The 22,407-nt window shown below is 67.1% G+C and carries 26 protein-coding genes; 19 read left to right on the plus strand and 7 right to left on the minus strand.

What is annotated here, in order from left to right:
• Window positions 1-143 precede the first annotated feature (143 nt).
• The 5 genes from ACPXB1_RS06375 (at window position 144) to ACPXB1_RS06395 (ending at window position 6,307) form a co-directional block, all read left to right on the plus strand.
• The gene (locus ACPXB1_RS06375) at window positions 144-737 is read left to right on the plus strand and encodes a hypothetical protein (protein ID WP_425734920.1); all 594 of its coding nucleotides are present in this window, start codon (window positions 144-146) and stop codon (window positions 735-737) included.
• Window positions 737-2,176, plus strand: a complete 1,440-nt coding sequence (locus tag ACPXB1_RS06380) for a hypothetical protein (RefSeq protein ID WP_425734921.1) — start codon at window positions 737-739, stop codon at window positions 2,174-2,176. The genes ACPXB1_RS06375 and ACPXB1_RS06380 overlap by 1 nt, the downstream gene beginning before the upstream one ends.
• A gap of 738 nt (window positions 2,177-2,914) precedes the next feature.
• Entirely contained in the window at window positions 2,915-3,451 is a 537-nt protein-coding gene (locus tag ACPXB1_RS06385) for a hypothetical protein (RefSeq protein WP_425734922.1), read from the plus strand.
• 408 nt (window positions 3,452-3,859) lie between these two features.
• Complete coding sequence (locus tag ACPXB1_RS06390; protein WP_425734923.1) at window positions 3,860-5,140, plus strand: hypothetical protein; 1,281 nt, start codon at window positions 3,860-3,862, stop codon at window positions 5,138-5,140.
• Between the two features lie 387 nt (window positions 5,141-5,527).
• Window positions 5,528-6,307: an HAD family hydrolase gene (locus tag ACPXB1_RS06395; RefSeq protein WP_425734924.1), complete on the plus strand. Its 780-nt coding sequence runs from the start codon at window positions 5,528-5,530 to the stop codon at window positions 6,305-6,307.
• Here the strand turns inward: ACPXB1_RS06395 and ACPXB1_RS06400 are convergent.
• Together ACPXB1_RS06400 and ACPXB1_RS06405 are read right to left on the minus strand one after the other, a co-directional pair.
• Window positions 6,265-6,816: a kinase gene (locus ACPXB1_RS06400; protein WP_425734925.1), complete on the minus strand. Its 552-nt coding sequence runs from the start codon at window positions 6,814-6,816 to the stop codon at window positions 6,265-6,267. The two genes, ACPXB1_RS06395 and ACPXB1_RS06400, sit on opposite strands and share 43 nt — an antisense overlap.
• The gene (locus tag ACPXB1_RS06405; protein WP_425734926.1) at window positions 6,816-7,670 is read right to left on the minus strand and encodes an AAA family ATPase; all 855 of its coding nucleotides are present in this window, start codon (window positions 7,668-7,670) and stop codon (window positions 6,816-6,818) included. The genes ACPXB1_RS06400 and ACPXB1_RS06405 overlap by 1 nt, the downstream gene beginning before the upstream one ends.
• A gap of 200 nt (window positions 7,671-7,870) precedes the next feature.
• Here ACPXB1_RS06405 and ACPXB1_RS06410 point away from each other — a divergent pair, with 200 nt between their 5' ends.
• The 11 genes from ACPXB1_RS06410 (at window position 7,871) to ACPXB1_RS06460 (ending at window position 15,401) form a co-directional block, all read left to right on the plus strand.
• Complete coding sequence (locus ACPXB1_RS06410; protein ID WP_425734927.1) at window positions 7,871-8,269, plus strand: transcriptional regulator; 399 nt, start codon at window positions 7,871-7,873, stop codon at window positions 8,267-8,269.
• A gap of 258 nt (window positions 8,270-8,527) precedes the next feature.
• Window positions 8,528-10,168 carry a type IV secretory system conjugative DNA transfer family protein gene (locus tag ACPXB1_RS06415; protein WP_425734928.1) on the plus strand — a complete coding sequence of 547 codons (1,641 nt, stop codon included), beginning with the start codon at window positions 8,528-8,530 and terminating at the stop codon, window positions 10,166-10,168.
• Complete coding sequence (locus tag ACPXB1_RS06420) at window positions 10,165-10,470, plus strand: spread protein (protein WP_425734929.1); 306 nt, start codon at window positions 10,165-10,167, stop codon at window positions 10,468-10,470. The genes ACPXB1_RS06415 and ACPXB1_RS06420 overlap by 4 nt, the downstream gene beginning before the upstream one ends.
• Window positions 10,471-10,492: 22 nt before the next feature.
• Complete coding sequence (locus tag ACPXB1_RS06425; RefSeq protein WP_425734930.1) at window positions 10,493-10,681, plus strand: hypothetical protein; 189 nt, start codon at window positions 10,493-10,495, stop codon at window positions 10,679-10,681.
• A complete protein-coding gene (locus tag ACPXB1_RS06430; protein ID WP_425734931.1) occupies window positions 10,678-10,944 on the plus strand; it encodes a hypothetical protein in 267 nt (88 codons plus the stop codon). The genes ACPXB1_RS06425 and ACPXB1_RS06430 overlap by 4 nt, the downstream gene beginning before the upstream one ends.
• The gene (locus tag ACPXB1_RS06435; protein ID WP_425734932.1) at window positions 10,931-11,608 is read left to right on the plus strand and encodes a DUF2637 domain-containing protein; all 678 of its coding nucleotides are present in this window, start codon (window positions 10,931-10,933) and stop codon (window positions 11,606-11,608) included. Before ACPXB1_RS06430 ends, ACPXB1_RS06435 begins: the two co-directional genes overlap by 14 nt.
• Window positions 11,605-12,042 (plus strand): hypothetical protein, encoded by a 438-nt coding sequence (locus ACPXB1_RS06440; protein WP_425734933.1) that lies wholly within the window; start codon window positions 11,605-11,607, stop codon window positions 12,040-12,042. Before ACPXB1_RS06435 ends, ACPXB1_RS06440 begins: the two co-directional genes overlap by 4 nt.
• Window positions 12,043-12,047: 5 nt before the next feature.
• Window positions 12,048-12,269: a hypothetical protein gene (locus tag ACPXB1_RS06445; RefSeq protein ID WP_425734934.1), complete on the plus strand. Its 222-nt coding sequence runs from the start codon at window positions 12,048-12,050 to the stop codon at window positions 12,267-12,269.
• Window positions 12,266-14,062, plus strand: a complete 1,797-nt coding sequence (locus tag ACPXB1_RS06450; RefSeq protein ID WP_425734935.1) for a replication initiator — start codon at window positions 12,266-12,268, stop codon at window positions 14,060-14,062. Before ACPXB1_RS06445 ends, ACPXB1_RS06450 begins: the two co-directional genes overlap by 4 nt.
• Window positions 14,063-14,073: 11 nt before the next feature.
• Complete coding sequence (locus ACPXB1_RS06455) at window positions 14,074-14,271, plus strand: excisionase family DNA-binding protein (protein ID WP_425734936.1); 198 nt, start codon at window positions 14,074-14,076, stop codon at window positions 14,269-14,271.
• The gene (locus ACPXB1_RS06460) at window positions 14,244-15,401 is read left to right on the plus strand and encodes a tyrosine-type recombinase/integrase (protein ID WP_425734937.1); all 1,158 of its coding nucleotides are present in this window, start codon (window positions 14,244-14,246) and stop codon (window positions 15,399-15,401) included. The genes ACPXB1_RS06455 and ACPXB1_RS06460 overlap by 28 nt, the downstream gene beginning before the upstream one ends.
• A 213-nt stretch (window positions 15,402-15,614) precedes the next feature.
• On the opposite strand, the gene ACPXB1_RS06465 is transcribed toward ACPXB1_RS06460, so the two are convergent.
• Entirely contained in the window at window positions 15,615-16,496 is an 882-nt protein-coding gene (locus ACPXB1_RS06465) for a hypothetical protein (protein WP_425734938.1), read from the minus strand.
• Between the two features lie 162 nt (window positions 16,497-16,658).
• Here ACPXB1_RS06465 and ACPXB1_RS06470 point away from each other — a divergent pair, with 162 nt between their 5' ends.
• Complete coding sequence (locus ACPXB1_RS06470) at window positions 16,659-17,186, plus strand: SRPBCC family protein (protein ID WP_355587830.1); 528 nt, start codon at window positions 16,659-16,661, stop codon at window positions 17,184-17,186.
• Window positions 17,187-17,250: 64 nt separating this feature from the next.
• Here ACPXB1_RS06470 and ACPXB1_RS06475 read toward each other — a convergent pair whose 3' ends face one another.
• Window positions 17,251-17,961: a DUF2786 domain-containing protein gene (locus tag ACPXB1_RS06475; protein WP_425734939.1), complete on the minus strand. Its 711-nt coding sequence runs from the start codon at window positions 17,959-17,961 to the stop codon at window positions 17,251-17,253.
• 127 nt (window positions 17,962-18,088) lie between these two features.
• On the opposite strand from ACPXB1_RS06475, the gene ACPXB1_RS06480 reads away from it, so the two are divergent.
• Entirely contained in the window at window positions 18,089-18,565 is a 477-nt protein-coding gene (locus tag ACPXB1_RS06480; RefSeq protein ID WP_355587827.1) for a hypothetical protein, read from the plus strand.
• 51 nt (window positions 18,566-18,616) lie between these two features.
• Here ACPXB1_RS06480 and ACPXB1_RS06485 read toward each other — a convergent pair whose 3' ends face one another.
• Window positions 18,617-19,006, minus strand: a complete 390-nt coding sequence (locus ACPXB1_RS06485) for a hypothetical protein (protein ID WP_355587825.1) — start codon at window positions 19,004-19,006, stop codon at window positions 18,617-18,619.
• Between the two features lie 155 nt (window positions 19,007-19,161).
• Between ACPXB1_RS06485 and ACPXB1_RS06490 the strand changes: the two genes are divergently transcribed.
• Window positions 19,162-20,505, plus strand: a complete 1,344-nt coding sequence (locus tag ACPXB1_RS06490; RefSeq protein WP_355587823.1) for an ABC transporter substrate-binding protein — start codon at window positions 19,162-19,164, stop codon at window positions 20,503-20,505.
• 197 nt (window positions 20,506-20,702) lie between these two features.
• On the opposite strand, the gene ACPXB1_RS06495 is transcribed toward ACPXB1_RS06490, so the two are convergent.
• Both ACPXB1_RS06495 and ACPXB1_RS06500 read right to left on the minus strand, forming a co-directional pair.
• The gene (locus ACPXB1_RS06495; protein ID WP_355587822.1) at window positions 20,703-21,446 is read right to left on the minus strand and encodes an enoyl-CoA hydratase/isomerase family protein; all 744 of its coding nucleotides are present in this window, start codon (window positions 21,444-21,446) and stop codon (window positions 20,703-20,705) included.
• Window positions 21,443-22,300: a 3-hydroxyacyl-CoA dehydrogenase family protein gene (locus ACPXB1_RS06500; RefSeq protein ID WP_425734940.1), complete on the minus strand. Its 858-nt coding sequence runs from the start codon at window positions 22,298-22,300 to the stop codon at window positions 21,443-21,445. The genes ACPXB1_RS06495 and ACPXB1_RS06500 overlap by 4 nt, the downstream gene beginning before the upstream one ends.
• Window positions 22,301-22,407: the final 107 nt, after the last annotated feature.

Genomic DNA, 22,407 nt, shown 5'->3' on the forward strand with positions numbered 1-22,407 from the left:
GCTGCGGCTGGCTGCTCGCCGTGTTGCTCTATGCAGGGCCGCCTGGGCAAGTCCGCCAGCGCTGCCAGCCGCGCGGTCAAAACTTGGAAGCCACATGGTTCCCCGACTAGCCCGAGGCTTCGGTGATCGGTACGCTACGAAACGTGTCGGGGGAAGAGACTCAAGCCAAGGGGGCAGATGGCGCCCGACGCGCGAAGGTCTGGCTAGAGTCAACCACGCGCGTAAACGTTCAATGGGTCAATCCTCACCCTGTCGCCATACCGAAACTCACATTCAAGTGGCACACCGGCTCGCCTTTCTCATTTGATCTCGGCGGGATACTTCTGGGCGAGGAACTCCACGGACAAGAGTTTCTAGCCGAATGCAAGAAATACGAGAAGCCGTCGGATCAGGGAACGCTATACGTCAAGTATCTGGCGCAGTGCTATCGCGCATACAGTGAGCGCCCTGACCGGTGTGACAATTTTTTCTGGATCACCTGGTCGCCCTTCAGCTCCACTCGCTGGGATGAATTAATGACAGCGAGTTACGTTCGTGAAGCTGTGCTTGCACATCACAAAAGAGCGCTTGGCACGGAGAGTGCAGACGAAGCCAGGGATGAAGTGAGCGACGATCTATGTAAGGATGTCGCAAACAGGCTGTGGATGATAGTCTTGACGGATCGACAAGAGAAGCTCCAGCTCACTCGGGAGCACCTCGGCGTAATCCGAAAGTTTGACACCGAGAGGGGGTTGTAGTGAGACAGCTCGAGTATTCAGGCCAAATTGCGCAGGCTCTTTCTCTGGAGCAGCCCAGCGATAGTGTTGAGGGCGTCAAAGAGACCGTCATTCGTGAACTCACTACACTTGACCCTCGCATGGTCATCCGACGGACTGACTACTTCAATCACTCCTTCATTCCAGACCTAGTGGCGTCTTGGCCTGACAACGCTCGGGCAGGCGAACGGTACATTTACCTGAAGTTCAACGACGAGATTGACTATCTCCTTGACGACATGACTCTAGTCAAGGATAGCCAACCAATAATTTTCGGATTAAGCGATACGCCTCGTGAACCAAACGGAAGTCGAGCCCAGGATCTCTTCGAGACATCCGCACAGAGCAACACCTTGGTCACGGACGCGGCTGGCGTCGAGACGCTCATTGACCGCGGCAACTCCCGCTTTCTAGACCTCGCTACCTCCACTTTGACGCGAGGTGGCCGGGGCCTTGTAGATGCCCCTATAGCTGCTAGTGCGGTCGAAAACCTGGCCGAGGGATTCGAGGGTGCGCGCCACACTGACAAGCTCCTAACTCGACGAGCGACCAGTACAGTAGAACTGCTTTTCGACCCGACTCATGCGGATCGTCTAAATCGTCTACTGCAAGCGGTTTGGATTGGATCCGGCGGCCATCTCGAAGACTTCCCAGGTCGCCGCAACGAGACGGCAGAGCTTCCGGACGACATCCTTCAGTTTCTACTCGACTACGAGGAGATCCCGGATGATGATTTCTGGCGTAGGCTCGGCAGGCGGGTAACCGTTGGGCAACTTTGCAGGCTAGCAATTCCGGATGGCTCACGGAACCTCGACCGCCTAATGGGCGTAAACGCAAAGACGTACTGGTCTCGCGCGTGTCGGATTAGGCGGCATGGGGCGGCTCTTCTTACCAGTAAAAGTAGTTCCCCGCACTGGGCAGTCGACCGCGGGTTGTTGGCATATCGCGCTTCGCTCTATGCTGCATACCTGGCGGAAAGCATCGAGCACTTGGATGAAGTCACGCCGGATCAAAATCCCGGCATCCTGGTGGAAGAGCTAAGACGTCGCGCCGATGGCATCGCCTTGAATGCCCTAGATTTCTCGGCAGGAGGCAGAGTCGTTAAGTACTCCTCAGAGTCGGAAGAGGATATTGCCGACGACGATGCAATCGAAGAAATTGAGAGATCGCTGCACGGTGATGTTTTGATCAAGAGGGCGAGCGTTACCTTGAAGAACGGTCGCCGCCTCTCATGCGACTTCACCACTAACACGATTACTGGTCGCACCACAAGCAAGCCTAAAATTCCCGAGCTGCTCCACGCGGCAATCATACTTCTCCGTGGGAATGATCCAGCCGAGCAGGCTGTGCTTGATTCCATCCCAGGACTAGATGAGGACGAACAACTTAGTTTTGATTTCGGCAAACCGGCTGACCTATAGGCGGCGTCTATACCATTGTTGCCATCCCGTCTGCCGCCGACCCACACACTGTGGAGCGGGCCAGGGCCAGGGTGACAAGGTGGAGCGCCCTACCGGACGAACGACCTTGTCGCCCTGGCCCTGGTCTGCTCGGCTTGCCTGGGTCGGTGGCTGGCGGGATGGCATCCCACCTCAACCACCCTCGGACCTGGACCGTTCGGCAACTCCATCTCGGAGTCGTCTGGCCCCCGCCGGAGGCACAGCTCTAACCCGCCCTCTCCCTCACCTCCCACCCCCACACCACCTCTACCCATTCCCTGGTGCCTGGGCGACCGTGCGAGCCGTTCGGCAACTCGTCCGCCGCGGTCGGCCCGTCGGATCTCGTGCTGCTCCGAGATCGTCGAAACCGCGTGAAAACGTGTCCGCCTGGCCCTGGTCGTCCTTCGGAACTCGTCACTGGGTCCTTCACTGACCCCAGGTGTGACGCGCGGGGCGGGGCGTGGGGCTCGGGCCGGCTGACTTTCCGCCCCGGCGCCGTAGGTGCCGGGGCGGCGGCTCCGCAGGAGCCGTTTGCCGCGCCCCGGCCCGCGCCGCGCGGAGCGCGCTTGATCTAGTACAGGCCAATTCGGCAACAGATCACAGGCAGCTCTGTCCCGTCACGGGACATGCTTGACACTCGCGTCCCACCACATGCTTGACACCGCTGACTGAGAGCGTGTGAAGTCGGCCCGGCTCGTCGGTGCGACCCGGAGGTGATGCGTGGACTCTCGCCAGCTGGAAACCTGGCGCGAGGATCTGCGGAAGGCCATCGCCTCCGCGGTGCTCGACTTCGAAGGTCGCTACGGGTACCCGCCTGGCGAGAACGCCGTCAGCGAGCCCGACACAGCCGCTGCCACGCGGCTCGCTGCTGTCCGCCCCGATCTTCCCCCCGACCTCGTAGACCTGTACGCCGCAATCGGCGCCGTAGACCTACCGGACATCGGTAACGGGTTCTTCCTGCACACGGCCTCCGACGTGGCTTACGCCCACAAGTCACGGGACCTCTGGCACGTAGGTGGCCGCCACGACGCCGATATTGTCGTCTTCGCCAGCGATGGCGGCGGCACCCAGTACGGGCTGGCCATGCCGGCAGGATCTCCCGTCTACCGCCTCCCACCGGACGCTCTCCTCAACGGCGCCTACACCTCGGAGGACCCGCGCTTCGACGTGGCCGCCCCCGACCTGCCAACCTTCCTCGACCGCTTGCTCCAGGCCGTGAAGACGTTCGCTGCATCGAGCACAACGCCGAGCCTGTGATCGATTACCTAGGCCAAGCGTCAAGCATGTGCCGGGACGGATCCGTCAAGCATCAGGTGGGACTAGACAATCACAGGCAGCTCCTATCCTCCGTCCCTGATGTGCGACAGGCGTCCGCCGACTGATCCGCGACACCTACGCATACTGATCGCGGCACGAGAGTTCACAGGAGATGCTGCGTGGTCGTAAATCAGGACCACACATGAAGGATCAATAGGATGCTTTAGGCGTTTATCACATACTGGAATGAATTGGGCAACTGTCTATCGAATCGACTTGTCGCGCATCCCATTCAGCTGGTCGTTGACTCGCGAAACTCCGGCCTGCTTGCGCTAAGATCGAGCGATTCGTGACGCGCATCTGCGCTGGTGCGAGCGGTGGCGCACTAAGGCAATGGAGAGGGAGCCGGTGGATCCGATCGATGAATTCATTGGGCGGTACCTTCGAGAGTATGATTTCTATGCCGAGGCTGCTCGGCTTGCCTCCGATGCAATCAAGCTTGACTTGGATGCTGCGGGAGTTCGTGCAATCGTAACGCACCGAGCAAAAGAATCTCGACGGCTGGAGGCAAAATGTCGGCAGCGCGATCTCGCTACACCGTACGAATCGGTCGCTGATATTTACAACGATATCGTGGATCTAGCGGGCATCCGGATTGCGCTCTACTTTCCTGGGGAGCGCGACCAGGTGGATAAGTCCGTGCAGAAGTTATTCAAGCTTGCGGAGGCGCCGATATTTTTCCCGAAGCCGGGTAAAACTCGGGCCGGAAAGCGCTTCACAGGATACTCTGCAGTGCACTACCGGGCTCACCTGCGAGAGGATTCGTTGACCGAATCCACTCGCCGTTACTCTACTGCGCGGGTGGAGATCCAGGTGGCGTCCGTCCTGATGCATGCGTGGTCCGAGGTAGAGCATGACCTTGCATATAAGCCGCTGGAAGGTTCGCTTTCCGAAGAAGAAGAGGCGATCCTCGACGAACTGAATGGGCTTGTTCTGGCCGGAGAGATAGCGCTTGAGCGACTGCAAAAGGCAGGAAAGGCGCGAAGTTCAATATCGGATCGCAGGTTCGCCAACCATTATGACCTGGCAGCTTTCCTTCTCGACCGGGCGACAAAGCACCTGGATGGACCCGTAACCGATTCAGGCTTGGGTCGAGTCGATCAACTTTTCGAGCTCGTCAGAGCTTTGGAGCTTGACACGCCTAGAAAGCTTTCGCCTTATCTTGGAGCCTTGCACGGAAACGTGGACGTTCGCCCTCTGGCGGAGCAAGTTGTTGATGAGTTGCTGACCGAAGACGCTACCCGCTATGAACTCTATCGCTCTATTCAATCTAAGTACACGGGTCGCGACCGCGCGTACGGCGGAAATGCGGCCCGGCTCGAACTGGGGCGGTTCGTTGCAACATGGATCCTGTTCGAGGAGACCCTGCGTAACCTCCTGCCAGGGAGCAGCCAGATAAGCGCGCCCATGAGCATGCTGAAAGAGTTGACGATATCCGGGATCATCAACAGGTCGCAGGCACGCGAGGCCAATTCGCTAAGGCAGTTCAGGAATCAACTCGTCCATGGGCGCAATGTGCCGCCGGCCGACGTTATTGCGTCCGCAACTGATGCCTTGGCTCGCCTCAATGAGAGTATCCGGTCGGGAAGTTTAGGGAACGGCGCAGGCCAGGGATCAAACGAGGACTGAGCCTATCTCTATCCCTTTGCGAGAGGCGCGCGCCCGACACCCTCTCATCGGCCAGAGCCGTACGTCCCGACGCCCACTGATGCGCCCTAGGTTCATCGCGCTGTCGCGCGCCACGTGGCGAAGATGTGTCGCGCATCAGTTGTCGGATCACAATCACAGGCAGCTCCGAGCGACCAAGGCCAGCGCGACGCAGCTCACCCGATCGAGCTTTCTACCGGCCGCGACGTGCCGCCCGGGCCACGCTCCGGCGCAGTCGACTGAAACAGCCGCGACGAGGTCACTCAGCGTTCCGGCGCCCCGACCCGCTCACATCGAGATCCTGCCGGCTCACCAAGCCCCAGTTCCCTGCTCCTTCACCCCTTCTCTTCGCTGGTGAAGGATGGCCGCATGCTTCGTACGCCTCGCGCACTCCTGCTGGACTTCGGCGGCGTCCTGGTTGACGCCCCTCCGCAGCCTTCGGCCCCGCCCGAGCTGGTTCGCCAGTTCGCCCGGATCGTGGAAGGCGCGGTATCCGATGAGCAGATCGCCGCTGATCTGAGCCAGGGCGCACGGGCGTACGCGCTGTGGCGCGATGAGGTGGGCAAAACCGGCGACCCGATTGAACTTCCGCACGGGCAGGTGTGGGCTAACTTCGTCTCTCCCACCTGGCCTCGGCCAGCGCGAGACGCGGTCGAGCGGGAAGCCACCGCGCTGGCATACGCCTGGACCTGGCGGGCCGAATGGAAGGTACGTCCCGGCGTCCCGGAGGCACTGCGCCACGCTGCCGACGCCGGGCTCTTTCTGGCCGTGGTCAGCAACACCCTGTGCGGTGCCGCCCATCGCGACTACCTCGCTACAACCGGCCTGTCCGACCTGTTCACCGCCGAGTTCTACAGCGACGAAGCTGGCCCCCGCAAACCCAACCCCGAGTTGGCACTTTTGGCAGCTGACGCCGTTGGCGTACCTATCGGAGACTGCTGGTTCATCGGTGACAGCTTGCACCGGGACATCGCCTGCGCCCGTCGCGCTGGTGCTCAATCCGCCATTCTGATGCGTTCACCTCGCACGGACCGTGAGCCACCGAACCCCGACCTGGCCCCCGACGCGACGATCCAGGACGGTCACGGTCTGCTCGAACTGCTCCGTCAGGCGGTCGGCACGGTTGATCGACCATCAGCCAGGACGTGACGGTGGATCCGCTCGGCAGCAGCTTGCGGCGACACCTCTGCGGTGTCGATGGTGAGATCCGCGTCGGGTAGCGGTTCGGTCTCATCCCATGCCCGCAGACGCGCATCCGCGTCGCCGGTCTGCCGCGCCAGAATCCTCCGCTCAGCCACGTCACGGGGACACCAGAGGTAGACCACACACCAGCTGGCATCGGGGACGGCCCTCGTGACAGCCGCGACGGCTTGGCGTTGCCCTAGGTGCACGACAGGCACCGCGGCCGACAGCCGCTGCGTCAGGAACGGGCGGTCGACCACGTACCGGGCGCCATATCGATGGTTCTCCCAAATGACATCGCCGCTGCGGTGCAACTGGTGGAGCGTCGTCTCGTCAGCCATGCGATAGCCCCTCGTGCGGCCTGATCCCACCTTTAGCCGCTCGAACAAGACATACCGGGGGTCGAGGTCGCGCAACGCAGTGGTCACGGTGTCCTTGCCGGCCGCTGGTGGTCCGTAGAGGATCACACCCCGCATTACAACCCCTCGCCCGCGAGGATCCCCTTTACCAGTTCCTTGGCCTGCTCCTGCAACGGCCGGCTCGAAGCGCAGTTGTCCACCACCAGGTGAGCGTCCGCTGGGCGGAAGCCAAGGTTGATGGAGGCAACGTATGCCGGCCAGTCGGCAAGTTTGAATCCATCGCGGGCAGCACCGCGCCGACGTACGTAAGTCAGCATCGTGTCGGCGTCGCAGTACACCCACACCACAGTGACAACGGCGTTCGCCGTCTCATAGAACGCGCGTGTGCGGGCCATCCATGCGGGATCCCCGAACTCTCGGATGAAGGGCGCTGTCACAACGACGCTGTTACCGCACTGCAAGTTCTCACTAGCCGCGTCTTGCAGGGCTTCGTACTCGCGCGGGCGGATGGTGCTCAAGTACGTCTGCGACTCGCGATCGTTCGGCGAAAGTCCCAGCGTTTCCAGCGCGGCCTCAACTACTGGCCGAGTCAGAGTGTCCTTATCGAGCATCGGCCACCCCGTTTCGCGCGCCAAGATGCGGCCCAACTCGGTCTTACCGCTACCTGCGTAGCCACCGATCAACAAAACTCGCGGACGGTCCGGGCGCACCTCGCTGCGGCGCAGCTGGTCTGGCGCGTGAACCACCCGCTTCGAGCGGGACTCGTTGATGACGAGCCCTTCATCGGCCAGCACCTTCATGGCTTCGGTGATGGTAAAGACGCTGACGCCCCACTCTTCCGCAAGCTTCCTGGTCGATGGCAGGGCGGTGCCGTGCACCAGTCGACCCGCCTCAATCTCGTTGCGGATGTTCCGAGCCACCTGCTGATGCCGGGCCTCCGGCCGCTCAGTGCGGCCCTGCGGAGAGGTCATCGCGGTGCTCCCTCTGGTTGACGTCGCGTATCGATTGCAGGCTACCAGCGGCCTAACAGATGACAGGTGCTCTGACTGCTCGCATGCGCTCCACGAGAACCTTGGACCTAACAGTTGACTGGTGTGCATATCAGTTGTTAGGTTAGGTGCATCACAGAGACCGGAGCGCCGGTCAAGTCGCAGCAGCGAAGGAGATCGACATGGCCCTCAGGGGTGGTACTCGGTTCTCGGTTCCGTTCGAGGCGGTCTTTCCGCACGGTTGTGTGTTGGTGCCGGACTCGATCGCGGAGGCGCAGGACTTCAACGAGGCGACCCGACAGCGGACGCCGTCGAAGGACAAGCTGACGGGTCAGCGGGTGTGGCAGTGCCGGGTGATGGACATGGACCCGGAGTTGGGTTCTCGCTCGCGTGAGGTGTCGATCAAGGTTCTGGCGGATGTGCAGCCGGTGCCGCCGGTGGGTCCGTTCCAGCTGGTGGAGTTCGAGAACCTGATGGTGACGCCGTACGTCGGCAGCAACGGCCGGTTGGCCTACTCCTACCGGGCGACCGCGTTGACGGCGCCGAAGACCTTGGCGGAGTCGCGCGGCAAGGCTGCTTGATCCCTTTTCTGGCGCGGGGCGGTCCGCTTCCGACGGCCTGACCGCCCCGCTGCCCTCACCAATCCTCTCGGCCTGGAAGGGCAGGTTCATCATGCCAATTTCCTTGGACTGGACTCGCGGCGGTAGTGCCGGCGCTCCGGTCCCGTGTGTGATCTGCGGGAAGCCGGCGATCTGCCGCAGCCCTGCGGGCAAGCCGGTGCACAAGACCTGCGCGGAAGCGTGGACCGAGCAGCACAGCACCCGTAAGGCGGTGGCGTGATGCGCGCCCCGCTGGTCAACTTCCGCCGCCTCCAGGTCGCCACCCCGTGGCCGCTGGTCTGGACGGTCACAATCGCCTTCCTCCTGGCTCGCCTCGCCGTGGCGGTGGTGCGCTTCGCGGTCTGGGCGCTGCGGCACTGGCGGGCCTGGCCGGGCGTCGCCCTGGTCCTGGTCGCCGTCGACGTTTACCAGACGCGGGGCTGGTGGCCTCACCTTCTGGTCCTGCTCGCCCTCGCCGTTGCCGGCGGTGTGTGGTTCTGGCGCGGTCGGGACTCGTTTCACCGCCTGGTGGTCCTGCGTGCCGTCACTGTGTGGCGGCGGCTGTGGGTCTACCGGCGTCAGTGGCACGAGGCGATGACGCTGTGCGGCTTGGTGAAGAAGTACGACGGTGGAGAGAAGGTCCCTGACCTGCTCTCGGTGCGCTGCTCCTACGCCACCGACGAGGTGGTGCTGCGGATGCCTCGGGGGCAGAACCCGGAGGCGTATCACAAGGCGGCTCGGGATCTGGCGTACTCGTTCGGCACCCGGCACTGCCGTGTGTTCTCCGGCCGCCGGCAGGCACCGCCCGAGCGCTGGGGTCGGTTGGCGTGGCTGCTGCGCCGGGTCGACGCGATTCGGTTCCGGGACCGGCCTCGGCATGTGTGGTTGGTGTTCATCCGCCGCGACCCGCTGACCCGCATCGTGGCGCCGCTGCCCGTGCCGGCCCGCCCCGACTTCACCGCCCTACCGCTGGGGCTGCGCGAGGACCTGGCCGTGTACTGCCTGCGACTCCTGGCGACGCACGTGCTGATCGGCGGCGCGACCCGGATGGGCAAGGGCTCAGTCATCTGGTCCCTGCTGCGGGCGGTCGCCGCCGGCATCCGCTCGGGCCTCGTGAAGGTGTGGGCGATCGACCCGAAGGGCGGCATGGAGCTGTCCATCGGTCGGCCGTTGTTCTCCCGCTACGTCGATGACGACTGGTCGCGAATGGCGGATCTCCTGGACGACGCAGTTGCCCGGATGCGTGCCCGGCAACGGCTGCTGCGGGGCAAGGTCCGAGTGCACACGCCGACCGTGGACGAGCCGCTGATCGTCATCGTCATTGACGAGATCGCCGCCCTGCTGGCCTACCTGCCCGACAGCGACATCCGTAACCGGATCGCCCAGAGCTTGGGGCTGCTGCTGTCGCAGGGTGCCGGGCTCGGCGTCCTGGTCGTCGCCGCCACCCAAGACCCCCGCAAGGAAGTCGTCTCGGTGAGGGACCTGTTCCCGACCCGCATCGCCCTCGGCCTCACCGAACGCGGCCACGTCGACCTCCTGCTCGGTGACGGCGCCCGCGACCGCGGAGCACTCGCGGATCAGATCCCGCTGTCGGCCAAGGGCGTGGCCTACGTCCTGCTCGACGGCCAGCCCGAACCTGCCCGGGTCCGGTTCTCGTACGTCGATGACGACCTGATCCGGGACATGGCCGCGACGTTCCCCGCCCCGCCCGAGATGGCGCCGGAACCGGTCGAAGCCCCGGCCCCGGTGAAGCCGACCCGCACCAACGGGCGGCACACCTACCGGCCGGCCCCACCGCGGCAGGCCGCTCCGCTGCTGCCGCCGTCGCTGCTCAACGCCCTGGACCTCAACACCACCCCGAACGGCGGTGACCCCCGATGACCGAACTGCCCGAGGACGTTCCGGTGCGGATGCCTTACGCCGACGAACCCGACGAGCAGACCCCGGAGCAGCGCCGCTTCTACCGGCTACGCGCCCCGCACGTCGACAAGGCGTCCGTGCCGGTCACGGTCCGGGTCACCCCCGACGCCGACCTGTACGTCGCGGTCGGCTCCGGACGGCGCCGCATGTACCTGACCCCGGCTGAGGCGTGGGCGCTGTGGCGCTGCCTGTCGGAAGCCGTGGCCTCGACCGGCGAGCCGCCGGAGTGGATCCGCGTGCACATCACCCCCACCCACCGCTGACTTCTCCCGCTTGGAGTTCGTGATGCGTACCCGTCGACTCAACCGCCGGCCCATCCGCCGGACCTGCCTCGATCTCGCCCACACCGACCCCGACCAGCAGTGCCCCTACTGCGCCCCCGACACCACTGCCGACGCGATCCTCGCCGCGGCGCTCGCCCGGCACGCCGAAATCGCTGCCGACGACGCCGAAGCGTGGGGGTGGGCTGCATGAACCCGCAGCTGTGGTCCTGGCTCCTGATGGCCGTCGGTGTCACCGGTCTCTACCTCGCCGGTAAGCGCTCCTGGACCGGCTGGGCCGTCGGCCTCGCCGCCCAACTCCTGTGGCTGGCCTACTCCCTGACGACCGAGCAGTGGGGCTTCCTCGTCTCCTGCTTCGCCTACGGCGCCGTCTACATCCGCAACCTGCGCGCCTGGCTGCGCCCGGCACCGCCGGTCGTGACCAATCGGGAGGTGACTGCTCGTGTCGACCACTGACCCGGCCACTGTCACCGAGCAGTTCGCGGCCGAGTACGCCCGCAACGCGGTGCCGACCATGCTCAAGGCAATCAACTCGATTAAGCGGTACAACCGATTCGTTCTGCTCGGCGCGCTCCTGACCAGCTACCTGCACCAAGCCCACTACCTGTGGACCCAGAACGCCGGCTACTTCGCCTACCTGGTGCCGCTGATCTTCGACGCCGCGATGGTGTCGATGCTGACCGTCGTCCGCACCTCGGGCATCGCCCGTGACGCCAAGCGCGGGGCCATGGTCGTGTTTGCCGCCGCCGCCATGCTGTCGGCCACCATCAACTTCGCCTCCCCGGGAAGCCTCGGCCTGCGCCTCATCTTCGCCCTGGTCGTCGTCCTCGTCATCGGCGTCGAACTCGTCGCCGGACGCATCCGACCTGACTTCGCCGCGATCGAAGCCGAAGCCACGGCCCTCCTCACCGCTGCCCGCGACCTGGCCGCCAAGAATCAGCCAGCCACCGAGGACACCGAACCTGCCAACTCCCCGGCCCCCGACCCTGTTCCGCCCGTAGACCTGGCACCGGCCGTCGCCGCACCCGCCCTGCCGACGTCGATGCGGTCGGCGCTGGTGTCGTCCGTCGTCCAGGCCCCCCGCAACGGCCACGTCTTCACCTCGGAGGTGACCCGATGACCCGCACCCAGCTCGCCCGCGTCCAAACCCGCCGCCCCGCCGTTGTCGCTCGCCGGATCGTTGGCACCCCTGCCGAAGTCGCCGCGACCGTCGCCCTGGTCCGCGACTCCAACCGGCTGCTGTCGATGAGCGAGCCACGACTGATCCCTGGGGATTCCCGGGTGACGGTCACGGTGCGGTTCCTCGACACCACCTGGCCCGCACCCGCCCCGGCCCGCAGGGTCAACCGTGGTCGAGTCGCCGTTGCCATCGTGGTCCCGGCCGTGGGCGCCCTCGCCGCTGTCGGCTATCTCGCCGCGCAGCTCGTCCAGACGATCCGGGCTGCGTTCCCCGCTGTCGCGGGCGTCGTCCTGGTCCTGATCGTCATCACCCTGCTGCTGCGCGGCTCGGGTCGCTGCTGCCCGGGTCTGCATTGCCCCGGCTGCGGCCACTGACCGCCATGGCTACCGGCTGGCCCACCTACTGCGCCCGCTGCGGTGGGCCAGCCACCGCCCTGATCGAAGCCGGCCAACCCGGCACCGGCAGCTACCGCGCCGAGACCACCTGCGCCCGGCACACCGCTGCTGCCCATCGCTGGGCGAGCGCCGCCGGACCGACCCGCACCATCCCGATCGGTGACACCCAACCCACCCTGTTCGACCTCCCGGAGGTGACCCGTTGACCGCCCCGACCTTGCCCGGCTTCACCCCCGACGCCACCACCGAACCCAACCCCGCCCCGGTGACCATTGCGCCGGCGAGCGGGTCTCGTGCTGCCCGCCTCGCGCTGCCCATGTCGCGTCAGGTGCTCACCGAGATGGCCGCCGAGTACGGCGTGTGCCTGCGCCCGGTCACCCTGCGCCGCACCGACCTGCACACCGGCCACACCGAAGTCATCGACCTGCCCTGCGGCACTACCCGGGAGGACAAGTGCGAGCCGTGCGCCAAACGCGCCCGCCGGCTACGCCAGACCCAGATCCGGGAAGGTTGGCACCGCACCGACGAACCCGCCCCCGCCCCCAACCCCGCCACCGACGCCCAACGGGAGTTGATCCTCCTGCGGGCGCACCTGGAATTCGCCCGCGACGAAGCCCAACGCGCCGCACAGTTCGACCAGCTACCCGGCATCGACCATGCCATCGCGGAGGTAGAGGAGGCCATCGCCGCCGAAGGGCTACGCGGGCAAGTCGCCCCACCCCACGACGACGAAGACGCTGAGGGCACCCGGCGCAAGCGGTCCACCAAGCGTCGCCAGGACGCCCCCGACCTACCCCGCAAGAAGGTCGAGCGCCGCACCGTTGGTCGGGTCTACACCGCTCCGGACGGCACCGAACATCGCCCCTCGATGTGGCTGTCGCTCACCCTCGACAGCTACGGCCGCGTTCGACCCGACGGCACACCCGTCGACCCGGACACCTACGACTACCGGCGCGCTGCCTGGGACGCGGTGCACTTCGCCCGGCTCCTCGACCGGTTCTGGCAGAACCTGCGCCGATGCGCCGGCTGGAACGTCCAGTACGCCGGGTGCGTCGAGCCCCAACGCCGCCTCGCGCCGCACGCGCACTTCGCCATCCGAGGAACCATCCCCCGCGCAATGCTGCGGCAGGTCGCCGCCGCCACCTACCACCAAGTCTGGTGGCCACCCGCTGACGAACCCGTGTACTCCCTCGACCGGCCGCCCCTCTGGGACAACGACCGCGGCGAGTGGGTTGACCCCGACACCGCTGAATCGCTGCCGTCGTGGGCTGACGCCCTGGACCTGATCGACGCCGACCCCGACGCCGAACCCGTCCACGTCGTCCGCTTCGGTCGTCAGGTCCACGCCGAAGGCGTCACCCCCGGAACCGTGCACGCCGACCGCACCATCGGCTACATCACGAAGTACATCACCAAGAGCGCCGCCGACTGCCACAAGACCGACACCGACCGGCAACGCGAGCACCTCGACCGGCTATGGCACCAACTCCGGATCACGCCGTGCAACGAACGGTGCGCCAACTGGCTGCTCTACGGCATCCAACCCAAGAAAGCACACGGGCGGCTGCAAGCGGGACGCTGCAAAGGCAAAGTCCACCAACGCGCCACCCTCGGCATCGGCGGCCGACGCATCCTCGTCTCCCGCGACTGGTCCGGAAAAACCCTCGCCGACCACCGCGCCGACGCCCGCGCCTGGGTCCGCAACCTCCTCGGCATCACCACCGGCGCCGACGACGCCGACCCCGCCGGACCGGACCAACCCGCCGCCTACGCCTGGGAGATGGCCCGCCCCGACGACCCGGACATCCCACCCCTGCAACACCGGCTCCTGCGGGCACTGTCCCAACGGGCGCAATGGCGGGCGGCCCTGCTTGCTGCGCGGGACCGTGCGGACGCGGGTTCACCGGACGATTCGGCCGTACTACTTCGCCGAGGACTGCTACCAGCAGTACCTGGCCCCGACGAAAAGCTTCCCTCGGCTCGGAAGGTGGTCCGGTAATGGATCGGCTGATGACTGTGGCTGAGGTCGCGGTCCGCCTCGGGACCACCGAGCGTTTCCCGCGCCGGCTGATCGCTGAACGGCGCATCCGGTTCGTCAAGGTCGGCGCTCACGTCCGGATTCCCGAGTCAGCTCTCACGGAGTTCATCGCTGCTGGCACGGTCGAGCCGATCACCGTTGAGTGGTCGAATGGGAAGGCGGTGGCCTGATGGGTAAGCGCCGTTTCGGCATGGTCCGCAAGCTGCCTTCCGGGCGGTTCCAAGCCTCGTTCATACCCCCGGGCGGTGGTGCTCGCCAGACCGCGCCGCACACCTTCAAGACCAAGACAGACGCTAACCGTTGGTTGACGCTGGTCGAGGCAGACATCTCGCGCGGTACCTGGCTGGACGACCGTGCGGCCTCAGAGACATTCGGTAACTACGCGCGGGCCATCCTGCGGGACAGCCCGAAGATCGGCATCCGATGGCGGGAGACGTGCGAACGTAACCTCCGGCTGCATCTGGCACCGCTGGTCGGTGTGTCGCTTCGTGAACTCAGCGCGAGTCGGGTTCGGGAATGGCACGCTGCCGCCCTCCGGGGCAAGGGTGGCCGTACCTCTATCTCTCAGTCATACCGCTTTCTGCGCATGGTCATGAACACCGCTGTTCGTGAGGGGATCATCGCCCGGAACCCGTGCCAGATCCCCGGCGCTGGAACGGTCCGCGTCGCTGAGCGACCAGTTGCTACGCCCGCTCAGGTCGTCGCCCTGGTCGACGCCATCACCCCGCGATACCGCACCGCTGTTCTCATCGCCGCCTGGTGCGGCCTGCGGCGCGGCGAAATCGCCGGTCTACGCGTCGCAGATGTGGACCTGACCCAACACACGATCACTGTCCGGAAGGCCCGCGTCGAACCCTTGCACGCACCCGGGCAGGCATTCGACAAGGACCCGAAGTCGGAGGCTGGGAAGCGAACCATCACCATTCCACCCCACGTCGTGCCGCTGGTCCGGCTGCATCTGGACACGTACGCGGGCAAAGATCGCCTGTTCGTCAGCCGTGATGGAACGCCGCTGCGGGGCAACACCCTCTACCAAGCGTTCGTCCGGGCACGGAAGAAGGTCGGTCTAGATGATCTGGCCTTCCACGACCTGCGGCACACCGGGCAGACCCTCGCCGCGCAGACCGGCGCGACCCTGGCCGACTTGATGAAGCGACTCGGGCACTCGTCCATGGCTGCCGCTCGCCGGTACCTCCACGCCGTCGACGGACGGGATCGCGAGATCGCCAACGCGCTGTCCGAACTCGCCGCGCACGGCGACGTTGCACGACTGCCCCGGCACATCACGATGCGCAACTAGATGCACGTTGGTTGCACGACACCCCTCGGCGCCTCCCTGACCTGCGGAAATGCAGGTGCCTGAAAATCGGAAGGTCGGCGGTTCGACCCCGCCCCTGGCCACATAGCCTTTCGCCGGGCTACAGAGATCCCCACCAGCGGAAACGTAGGTGGGGATCTTGCTTTTGTGCCCGCCGCTGCGGCCTCATTGTCGACTGCGCACCAGGCACCGTCGCTAATCCCGGCGGTCCGGCGGGCGGTGCTGCGCCAGGCCGCCCTGGATCGCCTCCCACACGCTGCGCCCCGCCTGCCGCAGAGTCTCACCCGCCTGCTCGGCGAACTGCGTAGCGCTCTGAGCGGCAGCCTGAGCCCCGCCCGGCCCGCCACCCTGACCGCTGTCACCAGGACCGCCACTGCCACCGGGACCGCCGCTGCCCTGGCCACTGCCACCCTGACCGCTGCCGCCCTGACCGCTGCCGCCCTGCCCGCCGCTGCCACCCTGACCGTTGCCGCTCTGATCCTCGGGCACCCGGTCCGCAGGGCCGCGGCCCGTCGGTCGGCGCTCGCCCGGACGCGATCCCGCTGGCCCGGTAGCCTCCGCTCGGCCCCGGTCTGGCGTACCGGTCCGCTCGGAACCCGGTCGGGTCGGGCGCGCAATGGTTCCCGGCGTTGCTGATCGCCGGCGCAGTTCGTCGCGTACCCCGGAGTGCTGTGCCGAGGCGCTGCCTTCGGCGACCCTGACGGTCACCTGTTCGGTGCCGCGGCTGAGGTCGTCGATCGCGGGGACGGCCGACCGGCCGATGGCTTCGACCACCTGCGGGTTGTTGTCGATCGTGTCGAGCGCCTTGCTCAGCAGCGCCACCAGCTGCTCCAACCGCACGCGCAACTGCGCCTCGGCCTGCACGCCGTCGACGTCCAGTTCGACGCCGCGCAGGTGCACCCGTACGCCGGCGTCGATGTGGAGCAGGTTGGCCAGCCGTGCCCGCAGCGAGAGTTCGGCGTCCAACCCGTCGACGGCCAGCCGCAGCGTGTCGACCGATACCTTCGGAATGTCGAGCAGGACGTCGGGGTCGTCGACGTTCCGGTCCGGCTTCCGCTGCTGCGCGCTCTCGCTCATGCTTCCGCTCCACCCCGTACACCGCCCGGTCGTTCGGACGTCCGGCGCGGTTACCCGCTTTCCGGCGGGGCATCCCATCTGTGACCGCTCGGCAACTCACTGTCTGGAAAAGGCACTGCGCGAAGCTGCACACCCGGGCATCAGCCGGTATGGTCCGGGCCTATGGGACAGGAGATGACTGATCCGGCCGGCATCCGTCAGGACCTGGAGCGTTTCTCCTTGCGGTGCAGCCTCCTCGTCCCAGGGCCGCCGGAGCACGCGTTCGCTGTCTTCACCGACGAGTTGAGCGACTGGTGGGTCACCGAATACACCTGGTCCGGTCCGGAGGCGCTCGCCAAGCTGGGTATGGAGCCGCAGGCCGGCGGCATGCTGTACGAGATCGGGCCGCACGGCTTCCGCGCCGACTGGGGACGGGTGCTCACCTGGGATCCGCCCCGCCGGCTGGTCTTCGCCTGGCAGATCGGCCCGGACCGGGTGCCGGTGCCGGATCCGGCTCGGGCCAGTGAGGTCGAGGTGCTGTTCCTGGCGGACGGGCCCGAGCGCACCCGGGTCGAGCTTGAGCACCGGCACTTCGACAGGCACGGTGAGGCTGCCGAGGGATACCGCAAGGCGCTCACAGCAGGCTGGCACGAGCTGCTCTCCCGCTACCTCGCCACCGTGGCTCGCCGCCACCCCGCCAGCCCCGCCTGAGCCAGCCGCCGCGCCTGGCAGCGCGGCAGCTTCGACGGCCGCCGCCCCCGGCAGCGCAGGGGGATCAGCCGCCGCCGAGCTGTCGAGCGGCGGATGAGCGGGTGTTGAGGTCACGGCCGCCCAGGTTCGCGCGTTGCCCGGCCTCCGCCCCGGAGTCGAAGCCGGTGCCGGCCAGCCGGCGCGGCAGGGCGGTACGCAGTCGCGGGTACTCCTCGGCGAGCCGCCGCTGCACCCGGTCTGAGCGGTCGGCCAGCACCAGCGCCACGGACGGTGTGCCCGGCTCGCTGGCTGCTGCCCTCTCGGCCGCCCAGAGTCGACCTCCGATCACCTCTGCGAAGCCGGCGAGCCAGGACCGGCGGAAGGCGGCCAGGTGCTCGCCCTCGGGCACCGTCGTGGCAGCCAGCCCGTGTGCCGCTTGGACGAGCAGCGAGGTGAAGAGCAGGTCGACCCGTTCCAGGTCGCTGGCGAAGCCGAAGAGGTGCAGCGTGAACCCGTTGCCCCGCGGGCGACGGACACAGCGGCAGCGCAGTGGTTCGGCGACGGCGGCGAGGAGGCCTACCTTGTCGCGGGCGTACGGGGCGACGATGTCCAGCACCCGGTCGCCCACCGGGTCGGTGGTGGGGTCGCGGACGGCGAGCAGCGCCCTGTCGACGCCGTAGCGGGCGATCAACTCGGTCGCCTTGGCGGTGAACGCGGCCGACTCGGCAGGCGTGCAGGCCGGGTCCTCGGCCTGGGCCAGCAGTTTGCGCACCTTGCTGAGCATGGCCTCGGACATGCCTCCAGAGCTATCACACCCGACCGACAGCGACGGGACCACAGGCAGATCAATCGATGAGTATCATCGTCACGATCGGCTCGCCCGTCCGGTACGGACGGTCAGTGAATCGTTTCCGGAGGCCCGCATGTCATCCCCGATTGCTCGCCTGCTCGCCGTCGCCACGGCCGCCACGCTGCTCGCCGTCGGCGCACCCGCTCAGGCCGCCCAGGCCACTTCCGCCGCCCAAGCCACAGAGGTCAACCAGGTCAAACCGGCCGGTCCGGAGGTCTCGGGGCCGAACCTCTACGCCACGCTCGCCACCTGCTACGGCGGTGCGGTCCGGTCGTTCTTCCAGACCGGCGGTTACGGCGGCCAGGCCGGCACCTACCGCACCACGAGCCGGTGCCGTGACATCAACGTGCGCAACGCCAGCGCGTACGGCACGGACGCCTGCGTGATCTTCGTCGACAAGACGGGGAGCTGCAACTACTGGACCTACCTGCCGGCCAACTCCGGCTGGATCACGGTTGCGACCAATGTCCGCGACGGCGTCAACTTCCGGGTCCGCTTCGAGAACCTCCGCTACGAGTACGAGCCACTTGTGGCGTACCACGCGTTCTGAGCGGTCCGGATGGGCGCGGCGCCCGGGTCCCGACGGGCGCCGCGCGAAGCGTCAGCCGGCGCGGCTGCGCAGGGTGGCGATGGTCGAGCCGGCGAGCGTGAGCAGACAGTCGGAGAGCAGCCCGTCGGCAGCGGCCGCACCGAACAGCGCCTCCCCGGTCGGTACGTCCTGGTTGGCGTACGCGCTCACGAACCGCGCCACCCAGCGGGCGTCATAGGCCGCCTGTTCGATTCCGGGGAAGTCCAACGCGCATCCGGTGGTCGATGGCGTGTCACCGACCATCGTCGCGGCAAGGCACCAGGCGACCCCGTACGCGCCGGGCAGGCCGGCACGGTCGACAACCGCGTCGAATGCCCCCACCACCGCGTCTCCATCGCCAGAGAGTGCCGAGCTGAGCACGGCGGCCGCGTCGTCGAACGTCTGCTGTGGTAGGTCGGTCACGCAGCGCACAGTAGGACCGGAGGTCAAGGCCCCGCAGGCTCGTCACTCTGCGTGTTCAACCTGGGTGGCCTGCGCATTACAGCACCTCCACGGTCCCGCTGCCAGGCCCGGCACGCTAATGTGCGCAGCGGACCTTCGCCGGAGGAAGGACGACCATGCTCGTATCACGCCGTTCGCGGGTGGCCACACTGGCCGCCTGCGCGACGATCCTGCTCGCCACAAGCGCTTGCGGGGATGACAAGGCCGAAGAGGGCAGCGCCCAACAGGTGCGCCTCTATGGCACGGATGGCAACATGCTCAACTCCTACCCAGCGGAGTTGAAGGAACGCGCGGATCTCGTCGATGGGATGAAGGGGACCACGCCGCTCACACCTCTGCCCGACGACTTCAAGAGCCGGCTACGGTCCGTCAATCCGGCGCTGACGGACTTCCTCTACTCGGCGGAGACGTACGACGCTGTGGTGATCGCGGCGCTCGCCGCCCAGCTCGCCGGGAGCACCGACCCGGCGGCCATCGCGAAGCAGATAGTCGGCGTCACGAACAACGGTCAGCGCTGCGAGGACCCGGCCACCTGCCTGACCCTGGCCCGTGCCGGACAGGACATCGAGTACCGCAGTGTGTCGCTGACCCGTGCGGGCTTCACCGACAAGGGTGAGCCGGCCACGGCGAGCTACGCCACGCTGACGTTCGACGGCCAGCAGATCAACGACGGCAAGACCGAGTTCGTCGGTGCGGGCGCCGAGTCGGCGGCGAGCACCAAGGCTCCGCCGAAGGCGCGCAAGGCCCGCCCGGGCGACGACGACAAGCAGAAGCCTCTGATCATCGGCGGCCTGCTGCCGAAGACCGGCGACCTGGCGCTCGCGTACCCGCCGATGGCCGCTGGCGCCGCTCTGGCGATCAAGGAGATCAACGCTGCCGGTGGTGCGCTGGGCAAGCCTGTGACGTGGATGGACGGCGACGACGGCACCAGCCCGGCGGTGGCCAAGGCGACAGTGGCCAGGCACGCGGCGGAAGGCGTGAGCGTCATCATCGGCGCCGGCGCCTCGGGCATCTCCCGCGAGGTACTGCCGGACGTGGTGAAGGCCGGCAGGATCCTCTTCTCGCCGTCAAACACCGACGCCAGCCTGACCGATGTCGAGGACAACGGCCTCTACTTCCGTACCGCCCCGCCGGACAGCCTCCAGGGCCGGGCGCTTGCCGACGTCATCCTTCGCGACGGATCGCAGAAGATCGTCATCGTGGCTCGCAAGGACTCCTACGGCGAGGGCCTTCAGGCCACCGTCCGTGGCGAGCTGGAGAAGGCCGGAATCGCCGGTGACCGCCTCAAACTGCTCACCTACGAGCCGCCGCCGGACCCGGATTCGCCTCCGGTGGACTTCACGAGCGGCGCGAAGGAGATCAAGGAATTCGGCGCGGACGCCGTACTGATCATCGGGTTCGGCGAGTCCGCCCAGGTGATCCGTGCGCTCGCCGACTCCGGGGTGCAGATCCGGCACTGAGCATCGACCGCGGACCGCGACGGCCGCACCGGCTTCCCGCCGGTGCGGCCGTTCCGTCTGAGGCGGCGCCCGTGATCAACTCGCTCTCCTGCAGATCGCGGTATCCGAGCGCGTCCGATGCCCCGATTTCAAGGAACCCGAGTCGATCGTGGCCGAGCAGCGCCGCGCGCCGGCAGACGGTGGGTGTTTCACCTGCGTCAGCGGGCGCGACGACGTTGCAGGAACTCGGTCATCCGGCGGTGCTTCTCCTCGTCCTCGAACAGCACCGCCTGGCTGACCAGATCGAGCTGCGGGTGCGCGGCGGCCGGCGCGTCCACAGCCAGCTTGGTCAGCCGCAAGGCCAACGGTGAGCCCTGGGCCATCTCGTCCAGCAGCCCGTGCGCAACTGCCAACAGCTCACCCGGCTCGTCCACCACCCGGTTCACCAGGCCGATCCGCAGCGCCTCGGCGGCATCCACCCGGCGGCCCGTGAACAGCAGCTCCTTGGCGCGGGCCTCGCCGATCAGCGCCGGCAGCCGGTGGGTCGCGCCGGCGCCGGCCAGGATGCCCAACCGCACCTCCGGCTGGCCGAAGACCGCCCGCGCCGTGCACACCCGCAGATCGCAGGCGTACGCCAGCTCCGCGCCGCCGCCCAGCGCAGGGCCGTCGACGGCGGCCACACTCGGCATCGGCAACGCCCTGATCCGTGCGAAGGCCGCCGAGTTGATCGCGGCCAGGGCATCGGTGCGCCCCCGCTCGCGGAGCTGGCCGATGTCGGCGCCGCCGGCGAAGATGCCCTCCGCGCCGCCGGTAAGCAACAGCAGCCGGGGACGCGCCTCCAACTCGGCGCAGACCTGGTGCAGTTCGGCGACGAGGTCGGCGTCGATGGCGTTGCGTTTCTCCGGTCGGTCCAGCGTGACCACGAGCCGGTCCGGCAGCTCCTCGATCCGCAGCCCGCTCACCGCTTCACACCGCCGTCCCACGTGTAGAAGCCCTGCCCCGACTTCTTGCCCAGACGTCCGGCGGCCACCATCTCCTCTAGCAGCGGCGGCGGCGCGAAGCGGTCCCCGTACGCGGCCTGGAGGGTCCGTGCGATGTCCAGCCGCACGTCAAGGCCGACCAGGTCGGTGAGTTCCAGCGGCCCGATCGGGTGCCGGTAGCCCAACACCATCGCCTTGTCGATGTCGGCAGGGCTGGCCACCTCGTCGGCGACCATGCGGATCGCCTCCAGCCCCAGGGTGACCCCGAGCCGGGAGGTGGCGAAGCCCGGCATGTCGCGTACGACGACGGGGTCCTTGCCCAGCCGACCGGCGAGCGCGACGGCCGCGGCGGTGGTCTCCTCGGCGGTGGCCGGGCCGACCACGATCTCCAGCAGAGCCATCGCCCAGACCGGGTTGAAGAAGTGCAGGCCGACGAAGCGCTCCGGCGCCTGGAGGCCGGCGGCCAACTCGCCGATGGCGATGCTTGAGGTGTTGCTGCCCAGCAGGGCCGGGGTCAGAGCGGCGGCGTCGCGCAGCACGGCCCGCTTCAGGTCGAGCCGCTCCGGTACGGCCTCCACGATCACCGCCGGGGCGGGGTCGACAGCGGCGAGCCTCGGGCGCAGCGTCACCCGCTGCCGGTTGGCGGCGGCCTCGTCGGCGGTCAGCTTTCCGCGCTGCACAGCCCGCTCCCACAGGTCGGCGAGCCGGTTCAGCGCGGTCGCGCCCCGCTCCGGGTCCACCTCCACCAACTCCACTGCATGCCCGGAGCCAGCCGCCACGTACGCGATGCCGAGCCCCATCGTGCCCGCACCGACGACCACGAAACGATCGTTCATCACGCCTCCCTGTCCGGCCCGGTGGCGCGCGGGGTCCCCGCCGCGTCGACCCGGGTGCTCCGTCGGATCCGCTCGGTCATGGTGCGACCCTAAACAGCACGACGGCC

The organism is Micromonospora sp. DT68 (genome assembly GCF_049847245.1).
GTDB classification, from domain to species: Bacteria; Actinomycetota; Actinomycetes; order Mycobacteriales; family Micromonosporaceae; genus Micromonospora; species Micromonospora profundi.